Genomic DNA, 24,646 nt, shown 5'->3' on the forward strand with positions numbered 1-24,646 from the left:
GGATTCACCGCCCGGCGCGCAGCTGGCCGAATGCACGACGCTCATGCTACCCCTGGAATGATAGACAATGGTCTGCAAGGCCAGCGTGCCACGCAGGAGCTGTTTGAGTCGGCCTTAGAACGTTTGTTTTGATATTTCTAGCCGTATCTGCTTACCCTGACTGAGATTGGCGGTCGTAGCGCTGATGTCCCGTTAATTGACGTTTTTTGCATTGCTCGCAGCATTCTCTCCGGCTATCCTGCCCGAATTCAAGCCGAATCCAAACGTCTCCCCGGCCATATTCAGGTCATAGGTATCACCGTATAAACCACCGGCATCATCGCCGGCGGCATACAAGCCGGGAATGATGGTGCCGTCCTGGGTAACAACCCGCATTTTACCGTCAATTTTTATGCCCCCCAAGGTGCCCAGCGCCTGTGAGACTGATTTCAATGCATAAAATGGCGGTGTTTTAATCGGACGTAAGTATCTGGATTCTTTATTAAATACGGTATCTTCTTTATTATCTGAAAAAGTATTATATTCCGCAACCGTATTTTTTAGCCGCTCCGGATCCACGGCCATCAATTTTGCCAAATCATCCAATGTATTGGCTTTAAAGGCCACCGGCACGTCTTTTTGCGCCAGTTTTTCGAAATCCGCATCCAGATTAATCAAGGGGGTATTCACCGGAATAAAATCGCCGATGGCGACCTCGTTACCGTCTTTGATAAGATGATTTCTGGTGGCGTCATCATACAGGGTAAACATTACGCCGCCGGCTTTGACCAGTGCATTCCCCGCGTGGGGCCACATGATGGTATTGTCTTCGTTGGTAAAACGATTTCCATTACCATCGACCCACAGGTAGGGCTGAATAGCGGCTACCCCCGCATGGTTTCCAATGGACGCCCCCCGTACGCCGGGACGGTGGCCGTGCAGCACACCCAACCCTTCTTTACCCGCCCCCGCCGACCAGGCCATTGCCAAACCGTCGCCATCTTTACCGGCGGGCGCGGCAAAAGTCAGATCGGCAATACCGATATATTTTTTCAACATTTCTTTATTGTTTGCATAACCGCCGGTGGCGATAACCACCGCTTTGGCTTCAATACGAACAGGATTGCCCTGGCTATTCTCAGCCATAACGCCTGTTACGGCGCCATTATCAGTGATAAGCGTTTTTCCTGCGGTTTTCATTAATATCTCAACATTTTTCATTTCTTTAAACTTATTGAAAAACGCCGTAATGACACTGCGGCCGCGTCCATTTCTCGGCCCCTTGACCACATGCCATGTCATTGCGCCGCCGGGTACGCCGGGACCAATGAATTCAAATTCCACGCCTTTGGATTTGACCCATTCAAACGTATCAGCGGACCGGTCAACAAAAGCTCTGGCAACATACGGGTTCGCTTTCCAATGGCTGTAATCCATAATGGTTTTAAACGCCATATCAGGCGTGACTAAAATGCCCTGATGCAGTTGCATTGAGCTGTTGGCGGCAAAGAAACCCTCGGCGAAATTACCCGTTCCCCCGACCGTCGCCTGTTTTTCCAGAATAACAACATTGACGCCTTTTTCCGCGGCCGCCATGGCCGCGGCTGTCCCCGCCGCACCGGCGCCAATAATGACAACGTCCGTTTTTTTAGTCACTAGGGCGCTGTTCATCGTGTTAACCGCAGCGGTTTGATCCTGGGCTGCGCAGGTGACAACGCCGGTTAGTGAAATGCAAAGCAATATTAATATTTTTTGTATTAATAATATCATAGTGTTCCTACTTCTGAATTAGAGGAGCCATCTCAATCCGGTAAAAGTTATTTTTTGGCCGCATCCATAGTCCATACCGAACCGCTGCCTGCCGGCTGCATATGCATATAACGCTGCACGCCTTCGATCTTGCCGCCATAGTATTTCACTACTTCCACCGTTTGCATGGTGGCCGGCATCGATGTTAAAACCGGGACATACGGCAGTGAGCCATGCGTATGCAGGGACTGGCGGGGAGTGCCGTTGGGATCATGGATATCCTTGGGCAAGTGGGTCCAGCCGGCTGAAGAGTCACCGGGGACAAAGGTGGATTCAAGCCCCGGCGTAATAAAGCTGGGAAAAACCACGCCGTTAATGATGCCAAAACTTGCCGACACGCCCTGTTGTTCATCGACAACGACCCGTACGTTTTTGTCCTCAGGGCGGTCTGACATGGTACAGGGTACGGAAACGCCGCCTTTGGTGACCCGGTGGGAGAGATCCGGGGCATCCGCCTGGGTAATGACCTTGAGCGCATCAGGATCTTCAATAACGCGTCCACCCATTTCAACCAGTTCGCATGATGCTGAACCGATAGGATTACCATAGCTTTTATCAAAAATACTGTATGCCACGTGCGTAAGCTGTGCACGGTTGGCCTTGTGGTTGGCGGGAACAGTATAGCTCCAGGCCTTGGGCAGATTTTCAAGTTCGTGCGGCGCGAAAAGCTGGCCCGATTCTCCCCGGGAACGGCTAATATACAATTCCAGTTCCGTCAGGAGCCGATTTTTCACTTTAAGCCGGCCATAAAATACCGAGGGGCTGTCTCCTTCTGAAACTTCGGCAATAACAAAAATCTGCCCCGTCCCAGGATCTATTACATATTGTCCGGTACCCGGCGTCTTAAAATCCGTGACTGAACGCCACAACGTGCTCATCACGGGGGAAACCGGTGTTCCATTTTCAGTTAGCCGGTAATTGCGGGCCAATGGCAGAGATTCACTTTTATGCTGCTTCATCGAAGTGAGTACTTGTAAGGCAATATCTTGTAAGCAATTGCGATCACAGCCCCCGGGTTGTTCCCCTGCCGCCTGCGACAATAGGGGGGATGCCAAAAGATCCATGCCTAAACCAAAAATCAAAATAACGGTTTTCTTTTTCATTGGTGTCAATCCTGTTCTCATTGATTAATCGTTTTACAAAAAAGATTATTGAAATCCGGCGTCTAAGGATTACCAAACGCCAGCGCGACTGTTACGCCAGCCAACCAGCCGCTGGCCGGTACATTGGCGGAGGTTCTGGATATTGCACTGTCTGGATTGATGATATATTCGACAGCGGGCTGGATTTTGAGATAGCGCCCGACGGCAAAAGTGGAGCTTAATTCAATTCTGTATTCGTTAGATGGCGTCATCTGGTCACTGCCCCCCAGTGACTCGCGGAGTTCACGCTGGGCCAACAGCGTTGATTTATTGAGATAAATTTGCATCACCTTGCCGGTAATTTGATCAAGATTTATCCCGTTTGGCAGGGGGATTTGCGGTTTGTCCCAGGCCAGGCCTAACGTGAAGCCCCAGCCTACGGGTCTTGCATCGTCGAACGAGTGTTCCATGGTGCCGAAATAGCCCAGATTACTGGGGATATCTTTTCCGGTAGCGGCGACTTTGCCATTTTCAGACCAGACTGTTTTCCCAAACTTGAACACAAAGCCGCTTGAACCCCGGTGATTTTTGTCTGTTTCGTAAGGGTCGCTGACCCGCGTATCCGCGTAAAAGTAATTAAGTTGGTAATCTTCGGGGTAGGCTGCGTAGGAAAAATCCGTTTTGTAACGCAGCGAAGTGACAACGAAGGTTCCCGTGCCTCCACCCATGCCGAACGCATCCCAACCGTTATCTTTTATAAGAGAACTATATTCGCGCATTTGCTGTACTCCGGCTTCCACAGCAACCGCGCGTGATACCTTATAACCCACTCTTGCCCCCATACTTCCGGTGCTTGCGTCAGGAACGCCGCTATCCCATTTCACCAACGCATCGGTGCAAAGAAAATCAATGCCGCAATTGGGCGAAAAGTAGTACCGCTGTAGATTAGTCTTGCCAAATTCAAGGTTCACTCGCTCTTCTTGCAAGGTCGTCTCAAAGGTTAGAAGCGAGAGCCAGGGACTCATGCTGGCGGCATGAGACGGATATTGATCGCCCCCCAGGTAGCTGCTGGCATAGCTGCCGAATTCCATGGTTTCACCGTTTTCATCGGCGGGCATATGCCAGGGGAATATGACGCCTTCGATATGGATTTTTGAATGGGGCATGTTAGCTAATTTTTCTAAATCCAGATCAACCGCATTGATAAAAATCGTCTGGCCGCCGGTATGGCCAACCCGGGCGCCGGTGCTGATATTATTGAACAACGAGCTCAGTATCAGGCCGCGATAAATAATACCTTTATCATTTAAAAATTCGCCCAGTCCCGGTTCCGATTCCTGATACCAGCCTTTGGCTAAATAAGGGTTATCGGTGATCGGGGCATCGGGTGTTTTAACGGCGGCGTCTTTAGGCAGAGGTTGCTCGGACGCCCATAAATTCATTACCCAAAATAACAGCATCCCAGCAATCAAAAAATTACGCATAAAAACTCCACATAATATTTTTTGTTATTTACACTTTTATTAATGCCATTAAGTCCTTATCCGACAAGCGCCGTGCGAACAAGTCGCAGCATCAATACACTGTGTTGCTATCGCGATCTGCAATAGTCATCGTGACGATAAAAAGCCATTTGTCATTCACTCTGACCTATTGTCGTTTATAGATATGTTTTTGCCGTTATTTTCATCGGACCGATTTCTGACTCAGCCAAGTATGAATAACCACTTTTTTGCTGTTGGTCGTTATATTTATGGCGACAATTGAGCAGAACAGCGAGTATCAGCCTGGCCACAACAATCAGCATGGTCGTATTAATGCCGGCAATTTAGCCGCCGGCGGCTGCAAGAGTCTAGATGAATGGTATTTACCCGCACTGAATCCGCCGATCTCCGGCGCCTTGCCGGAGGTGATGCCGAACCGCGCAGGAATGCTGCTTCGGTGTAATCCATTGTATTATCAGCGGCACTATTCCCGCCATACAGAATCCAACAGCGCATCCCTGCAGGACACCAATGATAGCGGGGGCGACATGGAATCCATCGGCCCAGGGCATGGTCAGCGTGGTAACCGATATCAGCATAATGATGACGATAATTGACATTGCCGCCCCGAAACGACCACCGAACGGGCCACTGAGGAAGAATGAAAGCGACGGGCGCAGCATAAAATAGGTCATCAGTTGCACCGCCTGCGGGAGTCCAACGCTCAGGTTTTTGGCTACCGCGCCCAGTAGGAAACACAAGCCAGCCAGACAGCATCTGGCACGGATGGCCCAACACATCGTTGAGTAGGTTAATTGTACAGGTTCAATATTAGTCATGGTGCTTTTATCCCCATAATAAATACGGCTACTTTCAGTAACATTTCCTGCGGACTGTCGCCAGGTTACTTGCCAGTCTGGCCTGAAAACTCGCGAGCGGGATTGACATGATAATGGCTGTTGGCATTGAGCATTTCACTTGGGCTGATTCGCGCCGTACACATACCAGAAATAATGGTTGATCGTCGGAAAAACTGCATATGGCAGTGGTGGTGAAACAGTCATGATTTGCCGCAACCACTCTCTTTAACCTGGAGTTTTCCGTCTTAATCTCGAGTGATGTGATACTGGCAAATACCTATTCTGACCGCAAAGACTGAGCATGAAGAACCGAATAAAACCATCGATTTTATTTTTTACGCTGTTCCTTAATTCATTGGCACGAGACATGGGGCTGCGCGAAGTGTTACTTTTATATGATAAAGGCAGTCACAGTGGTAATTCTTTTTTATATTTGAGTTATGTTAGTCATACATAACAAGGCAAATAGCGTAATTAGAGGTCAACGGTGATACCGCCCTGTTCGAGGGAAACAAAGAACACCGGGTGTTCGCAGCAGACTGTATGGCGATGTCCGCCTTAAGTTCTTTGCGCTGTTTATCGCCGATAAAAGCCCGGTGGCCAAACGCGCCCTCGATATTATCCGCGAGCCGTGTAAATTTGAGCGCAAAATCAGACACCGGCCGGCGGATAAGAAGTGTCAATGGCGAAAGCGCTATGCCCCCCCAACTGAACGCCTTCCACGAGCGGTTGTTGCGGCATGCGCACACCGCGCCCGACGTTGGGCTGCGCAAAGCACTGGATTATACTCTGGAACGTTGGCCGGCCTTGTTGCGCTTCTTCCCCCGCTTAAAATAGATCCTTAACCTGGCCGGGCGTGACGCCGTAGACGTGACGCAGGGCGGTGGCGAAATTGGCCGGGCTATTGTAGCCGGCCAGGCCGGCCGCCTGCGCGATGCCAATCCCTTCTTTTTGCATAGCCAGTATGGCCCGCTGCAGGCGGCAATTGCGCAGGTATTCAAATACTGTCATGTTGAATATCTGACGGAAGTGACGCTGCAGGGTACTTTCACTCATGCCGACGCTGCTGGCTATTTCCGCCTGGCGTGAGGCAAAGGTCTGACACCCGTGTCTGGCAATCCCTGTTCCGAGGGAGAAACGATATCCCGGCCTGTATGCAGTTCGGCCATATTATTGCCGATATGCGCGTCTGGATTAATCCGTTACAACCGTTCCACCACTAGAGCGATGCCCTGGCCGCCGCCGATGCATAACGTCGCCAGCCCGGTGGTTTTATCCCGGTTTTGCAGGGCGTGGATAAGCGTCACCAGGATGCGCGCGCCGCTGGCGCCGATAGGGTGGCCGAGCGCGATGGCGCCGCCGTTGACATTGACCCGCAGCGGATCAAAATCCAGATCGCGCTGTACCGCCAGGAACTGGGCGGCGAACGCTTCGTTGGCCTCGATCAAATCGATATCCTTTACCGCCATGCCCGCTTTAGCCAGCGCCTGCTGCGTGGCGGGGATCGGGCCAAGGCCCATGACATCGGCGGCGACGCCGGCCGACGCCCAACTGCGGATACGCGCCAGGGGCGTGATGCCCTGCGCGCGCGCCGCCTTTTCCGCCATCAGCACCAGCGTTGCCGCCGCGTCGTTGATGCCAGACGCATTGCCTGCGGTCACCGTGCCGTCGTCCTGGAACGCCGGGCGCAGCGCGGCCAGGGAGGCGAGCGTGGTGCCGGCGCGCGGGAATTCGTCGCGATCGAACAGACGCTGCTCTTTTTTAACCTGTAGCCGGATCGGCACTATTTCAGCGGCAAAGCGGTTTTCGCTGATAGCTGCCAGCGCCTTGCGCTGCGAATCCACCGCCACCTGATCCTGCTCTTCGCGGCTCAGCCGATAGCGTTGGGCAATATTTTCCGCGGTGAAGCCCATGTGGAAATCATTAAAAGCGCACCATAGGCCGTCGCGGATCATCACGTCCACCAGCTTGCCGTCCCCCATGCGGTAGCCTTGGCGCGCCTTTTCCAGCAAATAGGGCGCGGCGCTCATATTTTCCATGCCGCCGGCCAGACAGACCTGGTTGTCCCCGCATAAAATAGACTGCGCGGCTAGTACTACGGTTTTCAGGCCGGAGCCGCAGACCTTGTTCACCGTCAGCGACGGCGTGGCCAGCGGCAGGCCGGCGTTGCGCGCCACCTGATGGGCCGGATTCTGGCCCAGGCCGGCCTGGAGCACGTTACCGAGCATGACCTCGTCAATGGCCAGATCGTCCGGCAGCCCGGCCAGGTTGGCTCGCACCGTGGCCACGCCCAGCTCCACGGCGGAGGTGTTGGCCAGGCTGCCGGCAAATTTACCGATGGCCGTTCTTTTGGCGCTGACAATCACGACTGAATCATTCATTGGGCGACCTCGGACTGTTGCAGGGAGGCGGAGACGATAAACGCGGCGTCGGTTTTGGCGCGCAGCTCGCCAAGGGTGATGTCCGCGCTGATTTCGTCCAGGATCATGTGTCCGTCGTGGAAGCTAAATACCGCCAGCTCGGTAACCACCTTGCTGACTTTATTGACCGCGGTCAGCGGATAGGTGCAGTTGCGCAGCAGTTTGGCCTCGCCGTTTTTGGCGCAGTGCTCCATGGCGATGATCACGCGTTTGGCGCCCACCACCAGATCCATGGCCCCGCCCATGCCGGGTACCATTTTGCCCGGCACCATCCAGTTGGCCAGGCTGCCGTGTTGGTCCACCTGCAGGCCGCCCAGCACGCAGACGTCCACGTGGCCGCCGCGGATCAGGGCAAACGAGAAGGCGCTGTCAAACATGGCGGCGCCGGGGATCATGCCGCAGGGTTGGCCGCCGGCGTTGACCAGTTTGGCGTTGGCGGCGGTGATCGGACCCAAGCCGAGAAAACCGTTTTCCGATTGGAAGGTAACGTCGATGCCGGCCGGCAGGTAATTGGCGACCTGGGTGGGCAGGCCGATCCCCAGGTTGACGACATCGCCGTCGTGCAATTCCAGCGCGACGCGGCGGGCAATACGTTCTTTAGCGTTCATAGACCGGCTCCTGCAAACAGATAATCCACCAGTGCGCCGGGCGTGACGATACGTTCGGGATCTAATTCCCCCGTCTCCCGGATGCCGTCGTACTGGGCCACCACCAGGTCGGCCGCCAGCGCCATCAGCGGGTTGAAATTACGCGCGGTCAGGCGATAGACCAGATTGCCCAGCCGGTCGGCATGGTGGGATTCCAGAATGGCCAGATCGGCGCGCAGCGGGCGTTCCAGCAGGTAGGTGATGCCATCGAGGGTGATGGTCTGCTTGTTTTCCGCCACCACCGTGCCGACGCCTGTGAGTGTAAGAAAACCGCCCAGGCCCGCGCCGCCGGCGCGGATTTGCTCCGCCAGCGTGCCCTGCGGCACCAGCGCCACTTCCAGTTCGCCAGCGATCATCTTGCGGCCGGTTTCCGGATTGGTGCCGATATGCGAGGCGATAACTTTTTTCACCTGGCCGCTGGCGATAAGGGGACCGACGCCGGTATCCACAAAACCGGTGTCATTGCCGATCAGCGTCAGGTCTTTTACGCCGGACTTAATAATTTCGTCGACTAAATAGTGCGGTGTGCCGATGCCCATAAAGCCGCCAAACATAATCGACATTCCGTCCCGCAGCAGGGCGCGGAATTGTAATTCGTCGATAGTTTTATTCTTCATAATATTCTCTTTGGACAAAATAATGCCGTAAAAAAGGAGGCGGGAATATATTCCGCCTGCTTTTCCCGACTTATTTTTACCGGGTAATGAGGTTAAATTTCCATATCCATCAGCGCCGAGCTCAGGCTCTTGCCATGCATGTCCAGCGCCAGGGAACGAGTGACGCCGCCGCCCAGGGCGTTATACATCACAAAATTCAGTGCACCGATATTGGGTAACTCATAGCGTACTACGTCGCCATGCACAATATCGCCAAACCAGGAACGGACTTTTTCCGCCGTCACCGCCGCCTTTATTTTTTGGTAATCCGCACTATCGTAGGCAATTAAAGAAATATTGGAAATATTCCCTTTATCACCGGTACGGGAATGGGCTATTTCACGTAGTTTCATTTCGCGCTCTCCAGATAATCGACCCGTGCCTGGGTTAATTTACGCGACAACAGGGTGGAATCCATGGCCAGGATCTCTTTAACCGATTTCATTACGGCGCCGCCGCCCGCCGGGCCGTTGGTGTATAGGGTTTCCACCTCATTACCCACCTGTACCGCCTGTTTGCGCGTCAGGCAGCGGGCCGCCACCCGCGCGCGAACTTCATAGGGCTCCCCGGGCCGGGAGCGCAGGGCGCCGTGCAGGGCATCGATGCCGATAAGGTCATAACGCGCCTCCTCTGGGGTAAACCGGCAGAGGCCAAAACGTTCGCGCACGATATCCAGCGCCAGTCGGCCGCGAGCCACCGCGCCGGGACCGGCGTAGGAAATTTCCCCCTCGCCGATAAACCCGTCCTGGTAACCGACCGAGACTTTCAGCGTGTCGGTGCGCGGCCGCCCGGTGGCGCCGGCGACGGCCACGGCGTCGTCGCCCTGCGCCGTGAAGGTGACGCCGCTGAAGTCCGCCACCACGTCCGGGGTCAGGTAGCGATCCGGGCGGTGGATTTCATACATCAGCTGCTCTTTGCAGGTATCGACACAGACCCGGCCGCCGGAGCCGGCCACCTTGGTGATAACGGCGTCGCCCCGTTCGGTCACCTCGGCAATGGGGAAGCCCAGGCGGGCCAAGCCCTGCACGTCCTTATAGCCCGGATCGGCGTAATAACCGCCGGTAACCTGGCCGCCGCACTCCAGCAGATGGCCGATGCAGGTGCCTTTGCCCAGCCGTTCCCAGTCGTCAAACGCCCAGTTAAATGCATGGATCATCGGCGACAGGAACAGCGAGGGATCGGCGACGCGCCCGGCAATCACCACGTTGGCCCCGCCGGCCAGCGCCTGCACCAGGCCTTCGGCGCCCATATAGGCATTGGCCGACAGGATATTTTTACCGGATTCGGACACCGGCGCGCCGGCTTCGTCCAGGGTAAGATCTTCTTTGATCAGCGTGGCGTAGACATCATCGCCGGTGACGACCGCCACTTTTACGTCAGGCAATCCGAGCTCGCGGGCCAGGGCAACCACCGCGTCGCCGGCGGCCGGCGGATTAGCCGAGCCCATATTGGTGATAATGGTGATGCCTTTCTCCCGGCACAGCGGCAACACCGCCCGCATACGGTCTTCGAGCAGTTCGTTATATCCCCTGGCGGGATCCTGTTGCTTTTGTTTCTGGCCGATGGCGATGGTGCGTTCCGCCAGGCATTCAAACACCAGATAATCGATATCGCCTTTTTGCGCCAGCTCAACCGCCGGTTCGATACGATCCCCGGCATAACCGGCGCCGGAACCTATTCTGATTTTTTTCATGATCTAATCCTTTGTTACTGCCTTGATTAAAATAGAGTTCGTTAAAATGGGAATACGCCGGTCAGCACCGCGGCAAAGGTCATGATGACGCTGGCCGCCCATAGGACCGGGATGGAAAATTTTTGGTGATCCGCCAGGTCGACCCCGGCAAGACTGACCAGCAGAAAGGTGGCCGGCGTCAGCGGGCTAACGGCAAAACCGGTGGTCATCTGGCCGAGTACCGATGCCTGGGCCACCTGGATGGCGGGGATACCCAGCAGCTGCAGGGTGTGGGCGATAACCGGCATGATGCCGAAGTAGTAGGAATCGGGGTCGAACACCAGGCTCAGCGGCATGGCGATCAGGCCGACGATAAAGGGAATATGCGAGGCAAAGGCCTGCGGCATAAACCCCACCGCCGCCTCGGACATCGCCTTGAGCATGCCGGCGCCGCCCATGATGCCGGTAAAGGCGCCCGCCGCGAACAGGATGCTGGCCATCATCAGCGCCGCCTTGGCATGGGCGTTAATCCGCTCCTTCTGCATTTCCACATTGGGGTAGTTGATCATCAGCGCCAGCGTCAGGGCAATCATAAACGCCACCGTGGGGGAGATGCGGGTCAGCACCATGGTGCCGATAACCGCCACTACCAGGCCGAGATTAATCCAGAACAAGTGGGGACGGCGCAAGGCGCGCTCCTGCTCGTTAAGCTCCTTATGGTGGACGGCATCGTCGGCGGCGGCCTGGAAATGCGCGGCGCCCAGGCGTTTTTCCTCTTTTTTGCCCCAGTAGCAGCCCATGGCCACCATAAACAACAGGCCCGCCACCTGGGCCGGGATCAGCGGCAGGAACAGATCGTGGGTAGGGATACCGAGCGCCGCCGACGCGCGGATCATCGGCCCGGTCCAGGGCAGGAAGTTCACCCCGGCGCTGAGCGCGGTAATGCCCACCAGGATGCGTTTATCCATACCGAGGCGGTTAAACAGCGGCAACATGGTGGGAATGGTGATCAAAAACGTGACCGCGCCATTGCCGTCAAGGTGGGCAATCAGGGCCAGGATGCCGGTGCCGATGATGATCTTGACCGGATTGGTGCCGACAAAACGCAGGATGCCGCGGATAATGGGATCGAACATGCCCGCATCGGTCACCACGCCAAAGAAAGTGATGGCGAACACGAACATCGCCGCCATCGGCGCCAGTTTGGTAATGCCTTCAATGATGAACTTCGCCGTGTCGGTGCCGCTGCCCGCCGCCAGGGCGCCGATGACCGGAATGACAATCAGCGCCACCAGGGGGGACATGCGTTTGGACATGATAAAAAATAACAGCGTGGCTATGGTGAGCACACCAATTAACGCCAACATAGGGTTCTCCTTATAATTTATATTTCTCCAGCTAATAACGTTATCGTTACATTAAATTAAAATATTTTTGACTTAAATATACGTTAGCCGTTTTAGCGTCGAGTGTTCTATCGGGTGTTCAACTGCGGATATTTCTAGCATACCCCAGGTGCATCCTGCTAATCGGTAATTAAAATAAGTAATAAATAATTGCGGTAAAAGATATTTATCAGCGCCACCTATTGATTCATTTGTCGCGGTGATGTTGATTATTGTTGATTTAAATCAAACAGTTGTTTTTTCTTTTCGCCTTGCGTCAAAAAAAAAGCCCTTCGGGTTCATGCTTTTTTATTTCCGGGCGTTTTTTTAGCAATAAATATGGTTAAATTAAATGAGCGCTGGATCATAAAAACATTTCGGCTGATAAGGAATGCAAAGCCGGACGGATTAAAGTGCAGCATTACTGTATAAGCGGCGAGGAAGGAAGGATGAATTTATCGATCAAACAGCTGCGCGCTTTCCTTATATTAAGCGAAGTGGACAGTTTTACCCGCGCGGCGAAGAAATTTAATTTATCCCAGCCGGCCTTTAGCGCGCTGATTGCCGGCCTGGAGGAGGAAATCGGCTACCGGCTGTTTGATCGGGATACCCGCCGGGTGCAGTTGAACGCCAACGGCATTCATTTTATCGATCTGGCCAGGCGGCTGGTGCAAAACCACGACGATGCCGTCAATGAAATCGCCGCCCGCGCGGCGGGGGGCAACAGCACCGTAACACTGGCGATACTGCCTTCCCTGGCCGTGGAGTGGCTGCCGGAAGTGCTGGTGCAGCATAGTCTGGTACATCCGGACACCCGGGTGGATTTGCTGGATACCCAATGGGATCGCTGCCTGAAGGCTCTGCTGGACAACCAGGCGGATCTGGCGCTGACCGCGGGCCAGCCTTTGGCGAAAATATTTAACTCCACCCTGCTGTTTTCCGACAAATTTTATTTGCTGTGTCACCGCAACCATCCGCTGGCGCGACTGGACAGGGTGGATCTTTCTGACATCGGGCGCTACCCGTTTATCGGCTTTTCGCCCGGGACCAGCATCCGGCAGTATACCGATCGGCTATGCGAAATGGTGGGAGAGAGTTTCAACTATCAACAGCAGGTGCGCCAACTGACCACCATGATGGGCCTGATTGCCGCTAACTATGGGGTGAGTATTACCACGGGACTGACACTGTTTCAGTTCCGGCATAAGGATATCGTCATCATTCCTTTCCGGGATCTGGCGCTGGAGCGCGCTATTTATCTGGTTACGATGAAAGGACGGCGTCTCTCCCCCTGCGCCCAGGAATTTATCAACTTTATCGTACGGCAGGCGCAGGATTTCCAGCCGTGTTGATTTACCCCGAATGTACTCAATGCCCCCCCTGCCGATATCCATCACATGCGCGACTGCTACGCCAGTACCGATAATGGATATCACGCAGACGGTTACCGGCGCGTCAATCTGAGTCCGTTCGCCACCACCAGCAGGCTGGCCCCCATGTCGGCGAAGACCGCCATCCACATGGTGGCCATACCCAGCATGGCCAATGCCAGAAAGACGGCCTTGATGCCCAAGGCCAGCGCGATATTCTGCACCAGCACCGTCCGGGTCGCACGCGACAGACGAACGAAGCGCACGATTTTATTCAGATCGTCATCCATCAGCGCCACGTCGGCGGTTTCAATGGCGGTATCGGTCCCCGCCGCTCCCATGGCAAAACCGATGTCGGCCCTCGCCAGGGCGGGCGCATCGTTAATGCCGTCGCCAACCATACCCACCTTGCCGCGCCGCGCGTACTCCGCCACCGCCCGCTGCTTATCTTCCGGCAGTTGATCGCCCAAGACGTCATCGATGCCGACCTGGCCGGCGATAGCGCGGGCGGTATGGATATTGTCGCCGGTGAGCATCACGGTCTTGATGCCCAGCTCATGCAACGCCCCGATAGCGGCGCGGCTGCTGTCCTTAACGGTATCCGCCACCGCGAACAGCGCCAGCACGCGCTCGCCGTCGCTGAGCAAGACCACGGTCTTGCCCTGCCGCTCCAATTCACCGAGCCGCGCCTCCAGATCGGCAGAGCAGACCCCGAGTTCATGAATTAGCCGATGATTACCGAACTGGTACTTAACCCCGTCCACAGTGCCGCGCACCCCGCGGCCTGGCAGCGCGCCAAACGCCGTTACCTCCGGCAGCGCATCGCCCTTTTGCCGCCCCGCCGCTACGGCGCGTGAGACCGGATGATCCGAGCGGGCGGCGATGCCTGCGGCGATACGCACCGGGTCCAGCCCTGCATCCTGCGCCAATACCACCGTATCGGTTAACGCCGGTTTGCCATGGGTAATGGTGCCGGTCTTGTCCAGCGCCAGCCAGGCGAGCTTGTGGCCTTCCTCCAGATAGGCGCCGCCCTTGATCAGAATGCCATGTCGGGCGGCAGCGCCCAGGCCGCTGACGATGGTTACCGGCGTCGAAATCACCAGGGCGCACGGGCAGGCGATAACCAGCATCACCAGCGCCCGGTACGCCCATTCGAACCAGCCGCCGCCAAAAAACAGCGGCGCCAGTACGGCGATGGCCAGGGCGAGTACAAACACCGCCGGGGTATAAATTTTGGCGAACCGGTCGATAAACCGCGCGGTGGGCGCGCGCGCGCCCTGCGCTTCCTCGACCGCGTGGATAATGCGCGCCAGCGTCGAATTCATGGCGGCGGCCGTGACCCGGAATTCAATCGCGCCCGACCCGTTAATCGTGCCGGCAAATACCGTATCGCCGGCGGTTTTCTCGACCGGCAGGCTCTCGCCGGTAATCGGCGCCTGGTCCACGCTGGATTGGCCGTCGGTGATAACGCCGTCGAGGGCGATGCGTTCGCCGGGTTTTACCCGCACGATCCGTCCCGGCTCAATATCCCCGGCGGATACGTCGGCCCAGCCACCGTCCGGCAGCCGCACCGTCGCCAGTTCCGGCGTAAGTTGCACCAGTCCGCGGATAGCGTTGCGCGCCCGGTCGAGCGACTTCGCTTCGATAAGTTCCGCCAGGGTGAACAGCACCATCACCATCGCCGCTTCGGGCCATTGGCCGATAAGCAGCGCCCCGGTAACGGCAATGCTCATCAACGCATTGATATTGAGATTGCCATGGCGCAGCGCGATCCAACCCTTTTTGTAGGTGCCCAGGCCCCCGATGGCAATTGCCGCCAGCGCCAGCACAGCGCCGATCCATACCGGCCATCCCGCCCAGTGGACCATCTCCGCGCCCAGCGCCGCCGCACCCGCCAGCGCCAGCGGCCACCAGGGCTTGGCGTCAGGCTCAGGTACGGCCAGGGCGGCACCCGTCGTCGGGTCCGCCGCCGGCCGGCTATCCATGCCCAACTCCCGGATAGCAGCCTCTAGGGCGGGCAGCGCGCCGTCGTCGTGTGCGACGGTCAGCACCCGTCCCATCAGATTGAACTCCATGCCCTGTACGGCGGGCATCCCGCCCAGCTTCTTGCGGATCATTCCTTCCTCGGTGGGACAATCCATCTGGTCAATATACAACCGGCTTAACCGGACGCCTGCGGGAAGACCGGCTGCGCCAAGAGCGGCATCGCCCGGCCCTATAGATTGCGCCGTATCCGCCGTGCAGCAGGGTTGCCGTGGGGCCGGTCTATCCCGATCGGCCGGCTTTTCCTGCCCCGTGGCCTCGGCATGACAGCAGTCGGGCGGCGTGATAACAGGGGTGATGCGCTGAATGTCCATGTCGTGCTCCTGATAATATTCTCTATAGCGTATTGCACACCCTGAAGCTACTATAGAGTCAAGACATAAAGGAGGCTGGCATGAAAATCGGTGAAGTCGCGCAGCTTGCGCACTGCACGGTGGAAACCGTGCGTTTTTATGAAAAAGAAGGGCTGCTGCCCGTCCCTGTGCGCACTGCGGCCAACTACCGCAGCTATACGCCAACGCATGTGGAGCGCCTGCGGTTTATCCGCAACTGCCGCGTGCTGAATATGACCCATGGGGAAATTCGTTTGCTGCTAAGCCTGGTGGATCGGCCCGACACCGGATGCGGCGCGGTTAATCATCTGCTTGAGGAACATATCGACCATGTGGAGGTGCGCATCAAGGAGCTGACCCAGCTTAAGGACCAGCTCACCGACTTGCGTAGGCGCTGCCAGCGGGAACAGCGGGTGGACGCCTGCGGCATCGTGCAGGGCATAGTATCGATGGACACCGAGTCTGCGCAGGTAAGGTATACGCATTTAGGTTAGCCCCTCGTTATTGGTTTTCCAGATAGCCCGGCAAAAACGCGCGCCAGCGTTCCACATCCTGATGGAAATCCTATCGAAGACCGGCGGATGGCAAAGTACCAATCCGGTAAAAGATTGACGAGAAACCGGCCAAGAATATAACGGCGATCGCAGCCGCGCCGGCGCTTCGCCGATCCGCAATTTGCATGCCTGCTGCAATCCGAGTCAGCGTAGCCAAGCCGCCAGACGCGTATTGTGATCGTTGAGAGTGGCCTATAGGTTCCCTTTACGCAGCATGATGTTGACACTGAAAAAATTACCCGCTTCAACGGTCAATACCTGCTGGGGCCGGCCGAAAGTGACATCCTTGATCTCGAGCTCTTCAATCAACTCCACGGTGATGAGTGAAAAACTCAGCTTTGTGATGTACGCCTTCGTTACGCCAAGTTGCCTAGTCATTTCGGCACGCGATTCAAGCAGGCTAAGCAAGATCTTCAGTATCTGTTTTTTATAATCCATCTGATTTATTCGTAACCGGAGGATATTCCGCGCTTGGTCTGGAGACAACACGGGTTCTGTCGCGTACAGGAGTTCTCGTTGTCGTGGCCGCCCGTCGCCCGCAAGCGGCCAAAGAGGCGCTCCTGGACTTAAACGGGATCGAGGTAGATGAGCGGGATCCGGCTGACCTGGGAAGCGTACGCGGATTTGCCGAACGCTTCGTTGCCAGTGGACGCAGCATCGACATTTTAATCAACAATGCGGCTGTAATGGTCTGCCATGAAGCTCGTGTGGGCGATGGTCGGGAGTCGCAATGCCGCTTCGACACTGCCGCCCGCGGTGTGGTTCGCCTACAATACTGACCGCAAAGGCGTTCACCCGCAAACGCATCTGGCCGGGTGGTGCTGGGTACTCGCTTACCATGGATCCCCTCGGCCAGAAAAAGATATGACGTAAATAAAAACAGACAAAGCGATCGCGGGAGGACGAATCAAAGTATGCCGACTGGTGTTCAGGTTACCGCACATCTTTAAGGATGAGAAACGCTAGGAAAAATACCGGACGTTCGTGTAAAAGAGGAAACGGTCAAAATGCTAAAAGCCGAATCAAGTTTCGGCCTTTAGTTTTTTCTTAATACTTATCGGGTGACAGTCAATCTCTTTTAATAGAAAGATATGCCAGCATCTTAATTTCACGATGCCCAAGCGTAACGTTTTCCAGTAAAATACCAGTGATAAACGATATCGCTGATAAAATCATCAGCCCAGTAGAGAGAATGGCCGTAGGAAATCTTGGTACTAAGCCGGTTTCATAATAATCATGAAATAAGGGTATCGCGAAAACAATGCTGCTAATGGCAAAGAATAAAGCCAAAATACCGTAAAAAAAGAAGGGTCGCTCAACAGAATATAATTTTATGATAGTTTTCAGTATGCGCATGCCATCTTTATAGGTGCTCAATTTGCTTGTGGAACCGTCCATTCTTGAATCGTAGGGAGTTACAACTTCAGCGTAAGGAACCCGCAATTCAAGAGCATGCACGGTTAATTCAGTTTCGATTTCAAAACCCTTTGCCATGGCCGGGAACGATTTTACATAACGCCTGGAAAAAACCCGATATCCAGAGAGCATATCTGAAAAATCACCACCAAAAATAGTTTGCACACAGCCCGTTAGAATCTTGTTGCCGAAGGTATGACCGGGACGATAGGCTTCCTTTTCGGAATGCTGACGGGCGCCAACCACCATATCAAGATGTTCATCAATTAACTTATTGATTAATATAGGGCAACTTGCCGCGTCGTACGTCGCATCGCCATCAACCATAACATAGATATCCGCTTCGATATCGGCAAACATTCTCCTGACCACATTTCCTTTACCCGGTCGAGTAACCGTATAGACGATGGCTCCAGAATTTTTGGCGATTTTTGCCGTATCATCTATCGAATTGTTATCAAAGACATACACCGCCGCCTCAGGAATACTTTTATTAAAATCTTCAATAACTTTCGCGATAGCTATGCTTTCGTTATAACAAGGGATGATAACGGCTACGTGTTTGTCTCTAAATGTATTGTCCATCATGAGTTCCGCTCATATCAATAATGTAAGCCTTTAAACACAATTGTATTGGATTTAAAGGAGTTGGCCAAAAACAACTTAGCTAATTTAATCACTTTTCTTTTTGGCTTCATTTAAGTGCCTTGAGTGACGTCGTTTAATGCGTTCAGATATCATCGGCACAAAGCTTGATAAGAAAAGGGCGAGGAATGCAAGCAACATAACAATCCATGCATAAGGAATATAGGGGGGCGCGAACCTGAATTTTACCTCGCTACGCCCTGCAGGTAATTTTACAGACTGAAACAACCCATCATATTCAAAAATTTTAGCGGGTGCTCCGTTGATATAAGCTTGCCAGCCGGGGAAAAATAATTCCCTACGTATTATCGTATCAGGGGCATTGCAAGATACAACAGCATATTCTCTAGATTGAGAATCAATCGAGCATTTTGCCTGTGGAGTATCAAAATAGGGACTGGGATGAGTTAATTCAAATATATCCATTACTTTATCTGAATAAACTAACTTTTGCTCTGCGGCGCCTTTAGCTGAACGTAATTTCAAATTAAGTCCAAACTGTGTCAATTCCCCATCAGGTCCGAGCAAATGTTGTTCATGGGTGGTTGGGAAAAGCCATAATGCAATAGGAACTTCAGTTCCACCTTGATGAGTGATCGAATAAGTGATCTCTGAATTTGCATGAATTGGCAGCGGTTCAGCCAGGGAAACCCATAAAAAAGAGTTGTCATGTGATGTGGCAATATCAGTATGACCACTTACACATATTCCGCCATTACAGATTTCCACAACTAAAGAACCTTTTGAGGTTCCATTATAATTACCCTGAAAAATACCGATGGCATCAATGTCTGTTGCCTTTTTGACGGCGACGCCTGGAAAAACACCTTTGACCGTTTGACCGTTCGTCAAAGCCAGGGGTCGCAAGTCCCGCTGGATTATTGGAGTCGAATATATATCCAATAACGGATTAGTTCCTGGCGAAGCAACAATATATTTCACACCGAGTTTTTCATAGTTAGCTAGGTTAAGACGCAACTTTTCATGGATACGATCAACATCTACGTTACCCGGGGTAATGCCGCCGATAAAAGATATCGGATCGATTTTTTCATCAAGATTACCCTGTGTCCAGCTAACCCACCGGGACGAAATAGGCAGATAGTTATGATTAATAGATGCTATTTTATATAAAGCGCTATAGTTTGGTTGAATCGGGCCAAGAGTAAAAAAGCGTTGCAAGCCCAAATGATCTTGCAAAAATGAAATTGCTTTTGCGTCCATCTTGCCACTGGTCGGGTTACTGAGTACAGGGATGTTAAACAATACAGTTACATTGCAGACGAGTAATGCAGACACAGAGACGGTCAGCCATTTCTTCGGCATAAGCTTAATCAGTAATATTAACACTAATAAAATCAATAAAACCCAAGTCAATGAAAGTATAAACCAATATTTCACTGTAGATAATGCGTTAATAATTGGCCATGACTTCACCAAAAAATAACTTATTACACCTACCCCGACAATCATAGTGATGATAAAGGCAAACGCCGGCGTTCGTTTAAGTCTTCTGGTACGATATAAATCTTCGATGCCAAAAGCAGCCAATATAATAAACGCAAATTCCCAGGTTGGAGTGGCGTAGCGATACATAGGTATATAGCGAATACCTGGTATATAATTTAATAAACTTGAAATAGGCTCAATACCGAAAGTTTTCGCGAGCATGACGATAGCCCATATTGTCAGGAAAAAACTCAGCCTATCCTTTCGACAACATAAACCATAGATAGCAGAGGCGATGACGATTAAATCTACATATCCGCCTATACCCCCCCAAATACCACCCCATGTCGGCACTTTATCTACATTAGCAAATATGGGACCAAGCGCGTAAGGTGTTAGAATACTGGGTATTACCGCAAGTGGGGGCAACGCTGCATGAGCGAACTGGTCCGCATGTCCGCCGATATAAGAAAGTGGAAGATATTGCAAAAATGATAATATTTGTGGCGCCGCCAATGCGATACCTATGATACCGCCAAGTATAACTCTCCATGCCATGCCAGAGCGGAAGCGCGGATTACACTGTATCGATTTAAGCAGTGTCCATCCAAGTGCAAACAGGCCGCAAATATATGCCGTCTCGGGAAACCCGGCAAGAAGCATCATGGCTAAGGATAGAGCAATCAGACGCCATCCAAAAGTCCCCTTGGCTACTGAATTCACTGCGGCCCGTTCAATGCCCAAGAGTAGCCACGGCAAAAAAGCCAAAGGGAATGCCGGACCATGGGCTAGCCACGCCAGGGTCCCATTTTGAGCAAACAGCAGGCCGCCTGTACAGGCAGCAAGACGGCTAAGGCCCATTTGGCGTAATAATGCGTATACACCCAGTCCGGCAATAATCTGTATGACTAAATGATGCCAGACCATACCATTTGGTAGTAGTAACAGCATAGTCAAAGGGAAAAAAGCCGCCGGCTGATATTCACCGGCTAAAGGCAGGCCGATTCCTGAATAGGGGTTCCACCAGGGTACGATACCATGAAGCCAATCGGATGCGGCGAGATAGCCAAGTGCCTGGGTGGTAATTCCGCTATTGGGATCGATGTAAGGAATGCCCATATTCCCATGAAGAGTCACATTTTCCGCTGCCATGCTAATGTACAAGGCAGGATCTGCATGAAAAACACCGACTAACTGGGGGAGCGACAGTAGCAACAGAAGTAATACAATAACGAAAACGGGGAGCATATCCTCATTTTTTACTTTCCATAACATGTCTTAAAACCCTCAATTTAAGTAAATTTTCACCATGAAACATAAATGAAACAAAATTACAACATAGTATTCTGGAAATGTTTTTATAAAATTTGTATTGTGTTAATAACACTCAGGTAAGCATAAAAAAAATCTTATTGATATAATTAGATTAAATGTCCTAGTAAGTGTAATCTTTTATAATAAAATGTCTACCACCTTCAATGATTTTGCTTACAAAAAATTAATATCGTCTGGGAACTTGTCCTACAACGCTTATTAAAGCCTACTATCTTCAGCTACTGGGCGAGTGATATTTTTTACCGAACGCCATTAACAACAAGTAGCAACCGGTAACTGAAAAAATCACTACAAAAGATGACGCGGGCGAAGCATAAAGAATATTTAACGATGGGATTGATGTTACCTGCAAATAGGCCAGTAAGCTTAAACGAGTGAGAATCGCAGTTAAGCTAGCAAAACAGATTACAAAAATCGGCGTTGCCTGCCGGCTTCTTAGATAACGAATCAAACTCCATAAAAAACCTAACATTCCCATAAAGAATAAATAAGGCATTAATTTACCATAAAATAGAGCTATATTATTTGCCACTGTCAGTTGCAAATTTACACGCTTCATTTTGATAGAATTTAGTTCTGAATGAGTTGCATGGTCTATATAGACTTTAACATCAGGTGTATCTAATAAGGTGCCATTTTTCAAGGCCAGATCATATGACAAATCACCTTTATGTATCCTTATTTTAATATCACAAATTTTTTCGCACCCAACGTCCCCTTCGAATCTAGCCGCTAATAATCCCGGGTATGCCGCCTTGACATCAGCTGCGTCGCTATAAATTATTTTTGTATTATAATTTTCCTGATTACTGGCAATCGATATCTCAGGAAGCCGATCTTTCTCCGCAATCCAGCCATAGAAATGCGAATTAAAATTCTTGTTAAGGCTGACCTCACCAACTAAGTCACTGATTTCATTTATTTCCAAGTCCGTGCCAAGGCTTGGTTGTATGCCTGAGCCAATATGAATCGGGTTTTCATTTAATGTCAAAAAATAGGGTAATAATGCTTTTGAGGCAATTATCGCATCATAGATATAATGTTTTTTGAACACGGGAGCTTGCGTTGATCGGGCAGAGAGACATTCTATTTTCTTTTCATCACAAGCGGTATTGACTTCTTTTGCCAGGCGGTCATAAAATTTCATTGCATCTTCGCCAGATTTATAATGACCCGCCAGTGATACGGAGTCCCGTAATGCCCACATAAACCAACCCGCCCCTATTTCTGACGAATCGGGGATTTGAGAATGACTTGTAAGTTTCCAAAAATATCCAGACTCACCTTCAAGATAAGGCGCCAACTCGCGTGCCGCCTCACTCACTGAATAGGCCCGTTTTCTGGCATCCTCAGGGAAAACGACATAACGTTTAGGTGAATCTTGCTTAATCCTCGCAAGTGCACCATACGCGTTTAAAAATGAGTAAGAGTGAAATTCTGTTGTTTCAAAAATTTGGTAGTGTCGCCAATTTTCGAATCTGACACTGCCCACCACAACACAAAATGCTAGAGCACCCACAATCAGTGTTTTGATAAAATCGCCAGAAATGGCTTTAATGAACTTATCTTTTTTCCATTGTGTAATAAAAGCAATAATAATGACGAGTAAAATAGTGGGAGCAAGCCATATTCCCTCTTCACGGGTTAGCCAATAGCAGCCGCCAATAACCCCGATCGCGAGTGGTTTTAGAAAAGCCCATTTATTCGATGAATTTATTTTAAAAGGAAATAAGGTAGCCACGATTGAAACAATGAGAATCATTGACAGAGATATATAGATTCCTTCGCGGATCACGCGCGCCAATGACTCCGTCCAAAAAACGGGGTTAAATGCAAGAAAAGCATAAAGAATAATACCCAAAATTGCGCTTCTGGCAACCCGTGAAGCATAACGAGCGGCGAAAAAGCAGCAGCCCAGATATAGTATGTGTTCTGCAATCTTTAGCGGCAGGCCAATAAAAGCCGAGATTGAGATAAAAAACGGATAAAACATACCTTTTGCAAGGGTCAATTTGTCATAAGGCCCTAGCCAATCAGAATATAATAGATGCCTAGCTAGCTTTTGGAATAATAAATCATCAAAAACTGAATCTGCGATGGCAAACGTCGGAAAACCTAAACGTATCCAGAGGCTTACCAAAAATATAGCACCGTAGGTTATGCCAATCATCCACTGAAAACAATTTTGCTCTTTACCCTGATCTATCACATAGTAGCGTTTATTCGACGTTATTTTTTTCATCTATTTGTATAATTTTAGTCACTTTTAGGCTGCTGATTATAGCCACAAATTTTCCTCAATTCCATTTTTTCCCATAGAATGATTTACCAGTACGCACCAACGCGTCGCTAAGCCAACATTTTCCCAGCGCTTAAAAAGAGAAACCCAATATCCGAATGGGTGCCGGGAATCTGGTTTTGCCTGCTTGCGCAGTAACAATCCAATTATCTAGCAACCTATCATTTGTGCTTTTCGGTACAAGGGCCCGCCCGTCTAAAATAAATACCGGACGGGTGGCGCTTGGCTCTTCCCCCAGTTTACCCTGTACGTCGGCTATAGCCACCTGCCCAGAGGTCACCTAACCGGCTTCTTTATGGACAATACATTGATAATAAAGCTTATTCACGTCAGGCCCCCAACTTTCCTCCGCATCCAGGACTACGTCCTTTCCCACCTGGGTGGTAATAAGATAGTTCCAATCCTCACCCTTGGGCAGTCGGACGCATGACGATCTCACCGACATCCACGTTAGCAGGTTGTGCGATTGCGAATGCAATAGCTTCAGCTATGGAACTCGCCGGAATCGCCGTAGCCTTCATACTCGCTTCACCCTGCCTTCGCAAAGTCTCGTCCGTCATCGATGATGGAAGTTCCGTGTCTACATAACCCGGTGAGAGGGTCGTCACCCGAAGAGACGGACCAGCCTCCTGACGGAGTCCTTCGGAAATCCCCCTGACGGCGTTTTTCGATCCCGCGTAGACGGCCATCGTCGGGACGATCTGAATCCCGGCGGTGGACAGCGTATTGACGAAATGCCCGAAGCCTTGGCGACGAAAGACCGGCAAAGCAGCAGCGATCCCGTAGAGAGCGCCCTTTATATTCACGTCGATCATATCTTCCCAATCGTCGACTCTCAGGTCGTCGAGAAGGGAAATCGGGGCGATTCCCGCATTGTTGACCAGAACGTCCAGCTTCCCATATCGCTCGAGCGCGTGATCCACTAGCCGGGCGACGTCTTTACGCCGTTTGACGTCGGTAACGAGATAAGACGCTATCCCCCCTCTAGCCACGATCGCCTCGGACAGTGCCGCGAGCCGGTCGGACCGCCTTACGCCAAGGATGACGCTAGCCCCCCGTTCAGCAAGAAGTAGTGCGGTGGCCTCGCCAATGCCGCTGCTTGCTCCGGTAATTACGATTACCTTACCTTGAATACACATCATCACCACTCTTTTCAGGTCGTTGAATAATGATCCTGGCATGGTGGAAGAAGACGATCTATGCTTAGAA

19 protein-coding genes and 1 pseudogene are annotated in these 24,646 nt (G+C 52.0%); 4 read left to right on the plus strand and 16 right to left on the minus strand.

Features of this window, described 5'->3' with window-relative positions; translation table 11 throughout:
- Positions 1-192 precede the first annotated feature (192 nt).
- The 3 genes from GRH90_RS04835 to GRH90_RS04845 all read right to left on the minus strand — a co-directional run bounded on the left by GRH90_RS04835 (position 193) and on the right by GRH90_RS04845 (position 4,354).
- Positions 193-1,749, minus strand: coding sequence for an FAD-dependent oxidoreductase (locus GRH90_RS04835; protein ID WP_162364773.1), 1,557 nt, complete (start codon positions 1,747-1,749; stop codon positions 193-195).
- 47 nt (positions 1,750-1,796) lie between these two features.
- The gene (locus tag GRH90_RS04840) at positions 1,797-2,891 is read right to left on the minus strand and encodes a hypothetical protein (RefSeq protein ID WP_162364774.1); all 1,095 of its coding nucleotides are present in this window, start codon (positions 2,889-2,891) and stop codon (positions 1,797-1,799) included.
- Between the two features lie 62 nt (positions 2,892-2,953).
- Positions 2,954-4,354: a carbohydrate porin gene (locus tag GRH90_RS04845; RefSeq protein WP_162364775.1), complete on the minus strand. Its 1,401-nt coding sequence runs from the start codon at positions 4,352-4,354 to the stop codon at positions 2,954-2,956.
- 269 nt (positions 4,355-4,623) lie between these two features.
- Here GRH90_RS04845 and GRH90_RS04850 point away from each other — a divergent pair, with 269 nt between their 5' ends.
- A complete protein-coding gene (locus GRH90_RS04850; RefSeq protein ID WP_162364776.1) occupies positions 4,624-4,971 on the plus strand; it encodes a hypothetical protein in 348 nt (115 codons plus the stop codon).
- A gap of 1,071 nt (positions 4,972-6,042) precedes the next feature.
- Here GRH90_RS04850 and GRH90_RS04855 read toward each other — a convergent pair.
- The 7 genes and pseudogenes from GRH90_RS04855 to GRH90_RS04885 form a co-directional block, all read right to left on the minus strand.
- Positions 6,043-6,294: pseudogene (locus GRH90_RS04855) on the minus strand (helix-turn-helix transcriptional regulator); the annotation flags it as partial.
- A 122-nt stretch (positions 6,295-6,416) separates the two neighbouring features.
- A complete protein-coding gene (locus GRH90_RS04860; protein ID WP_162364777.1) occupies positions 6,417-7,595 on the minus strand; it encodes an acetyl-CoA C-acetyltransferase in 1,179 nt (392 codons plus the stop codon).
- Entirely contained in the window at positions 7,592-8,242 is a 651-nt protein-coding gene (locus GRH90_RS04865) for a 3-oxoacid CoA-transferase subunit B (protein WP_162364778.1), read from the minus strand. Before GRH90_RS04865 ends, GRH90_RS04860 begins: the two co-directional genes overlap by 4 nt.
- Entirely contained in the window at positions 8,239-8,898 is a 660-nt protein-coding gene (gene atoD, locus GRH90_RS04870) for an acetate CoA-transferase subunit alpha (protein ID WP_162364779.1), read from the minus strand. The genes GRH90_RS04865 and atoD overlap by 4 nt, the downstream gene beginning before the upstream one ends.
- 92 nt (positions 8,899-8,990) lie before the next feature.
- On the minus strand, positions 8,991-9,290 hold the full coding sequence (locus tag GRH90_RS04875; protein ID WP_162364780.1) for an AtuA-related protein: 300 nt from the start codon (positions 9,288-9,290) through the stop codon (positions 8,991-8,993).
- On the minus strand, positions 9,287-10,630 hold the full coding sequence (locus tag GRH90_RS04880; RefSeq protein ID WP_162364781.1) for an acyclic terpene utilization AtuA family protein: 1,344 nt from the start codon (positions 10,628-10,630) through the stop codon (positions 9,287-9,289). The genes GRH90_RS04875 and GRH90_RS04880 overlap by 4 nt, the downstream gene beginning before the upstream one ends.
- A gap of 41 nt (positions 10,631-10,671) precedes the next feature.
- Positions 10,672-11,976 (minus strand): CitMHS family transporter, encoded by a 1,305-nt coding sequence (locus GRH90_RS04885; RefSeq protein WP_162364782.1) that lies wholly within the window; start codon positions 11,974-11,976, stop codon positions 10,672-10,674.
- Positions 11,977-12,443: 467 nt separating this feature from the next.
- Here GRH90_RS04885 and GRH90_RS04890 point away from each other — a divergent pair, with 467 nt between their 5' ends.
- The gene (locus tag GRH90_RS04890) at positions 12,444-13,346 is read left to right on the plus strand and encodes a LysR family transcriptional regulator (protein ID WP_162364783.1); all 903 of its coding nucleotides are present in this window, start codon (positions 12,444-12,446) and stop codon (positions 13,344-13,346) included.
- A 92-nt stretch (positions 13,347-13,438) separates the two neighbouring features.
- Here GRH90_RS04890 and GRH90_RS04895 read toward each other — a convergent pair whose 3' ends face one another.
- Positions 13,439-15,721, minus strand: a complete 2,283-nt coding sequence (locus GRH90_RS04895; RefSeq protein ID WP_162364784.1) for a heavy metal translocating P-type ATPase — start codon at positions 15,719-15,721, stop codon at positions 13,439-13,441.
- Positions 15,722-15,801: 80 nt separating this feature from the next.
- Here GRH90_RS04895 and cadR point away from each other — a divergent pair, with 80 nt between their 5' ends.
- A complete protein-coding gene (gene cadR, locus GRH90_RS04900) occupies positions 15,802-16,233 on the plus strand; it encodes a Cd(II)/Pb(II)-responsive transcriptional regulator (protein WP_162364785.1) in 432 nt (143 codons plus the stop codon).
- A 252-nt stretch (positions 16,234-16,485) separates the two neighbouring features.
- Here cadR and GRH90_RS04905 read toward each other — a convergent pair whose 3' ends face one another.
- Complete coding sequence (locus GRH90_RS04905) at positions 16,486-16,731, minus strand: hypothetical protein (protein ID WP_178113016.1); 246 nt, start codon at positions 16,729-16,731, stop codon at positions 16,486-16,488.
- A gap of 56 nt (positions 16,732-16,787) precedes the next feature.
- On the opposite strand from GRH90_RS04905, the gene GRH90_RS26465 reads away from it, so the two are divergent.
- Positions 16,788-17,072, plus strand: a complete 285-nt coding sequence (locus GRH90_RS26465) for an SDR family NAD(P)-dependent oxidoreductase (RefSeq protein WP_376766062.1) — start codon at positions 16,788-16,790, stop codon at positions 17,070-17,072.
- A gap of 289 nt (positions 17,073-17,361) precedes the next feature.
- Here the strand turns inward: GRH90_RS26465 and GRH90_RS04915 are convergent, their stop codons facing one another.
- From GRH90_RS04915 to GRH90_RS04930, 4 genes are all read right to left on the minus strand, one after another.
- On the minus strand, positions 17,362-18,294 hold the full coding sequence (locus GRH90_RS04915) for a glycosyltransferase family 2 protein (RefSeq protein ID WP_162364786.1): 933 nt from the start codon (positions 18,292-18,294) through the stop codon (positions 17,362-17,364).
- An 87-nt stretch (positions 18,295-18,381) separates the two neighbouring features.
- Complete coding sequence (locus GRH90_RS04920) at positions 18,382-21,078, minus strand: glycosyltransferase family protein (RefSeq protein ID WP_162364787.1); 2,697 nt, start codon at positions 21,076-21,078, stop codon at positions 18,382-18,384.
- Between the two features lie 274 nt (positions 21,079-21,352).
- Positions 21,353-23,380, minus strand: a complete 2,028-nt coding sequence (locus tag GRH90_RS04925) for a hypothetical protein (protein ID WP_162364788.1) — start codon at positions 23,378-23,380, stop codon at positions 21,353-21,355.
- Between the two features lie 461 nt (positions 23,381-23,841).
- The gene (locus tag GRH90_RS04930; RefSeq protein WP_162364789.1) at positions 23,842-24,579 is read right to left on the minus strand and encodes an SDR family oxidoreductase; all 738 of its coding nucleotides are present in this window, start codon (positions 24,577-24,579) and stop codon (positions 23,842-23,844) included.
- Positions 24,580-24,646: the final 67 nt, after the last annotated feature.

It is taken from the genome of Acerihabitans arboris (assembly GCF_010131535.1).
Lineage (GTDB): Bacteria > Pseudomonadota > Gammaproteobacteria > Enterobacterales > Enterobacteriaceae > Acerihabitans > Acerihabitans arboris.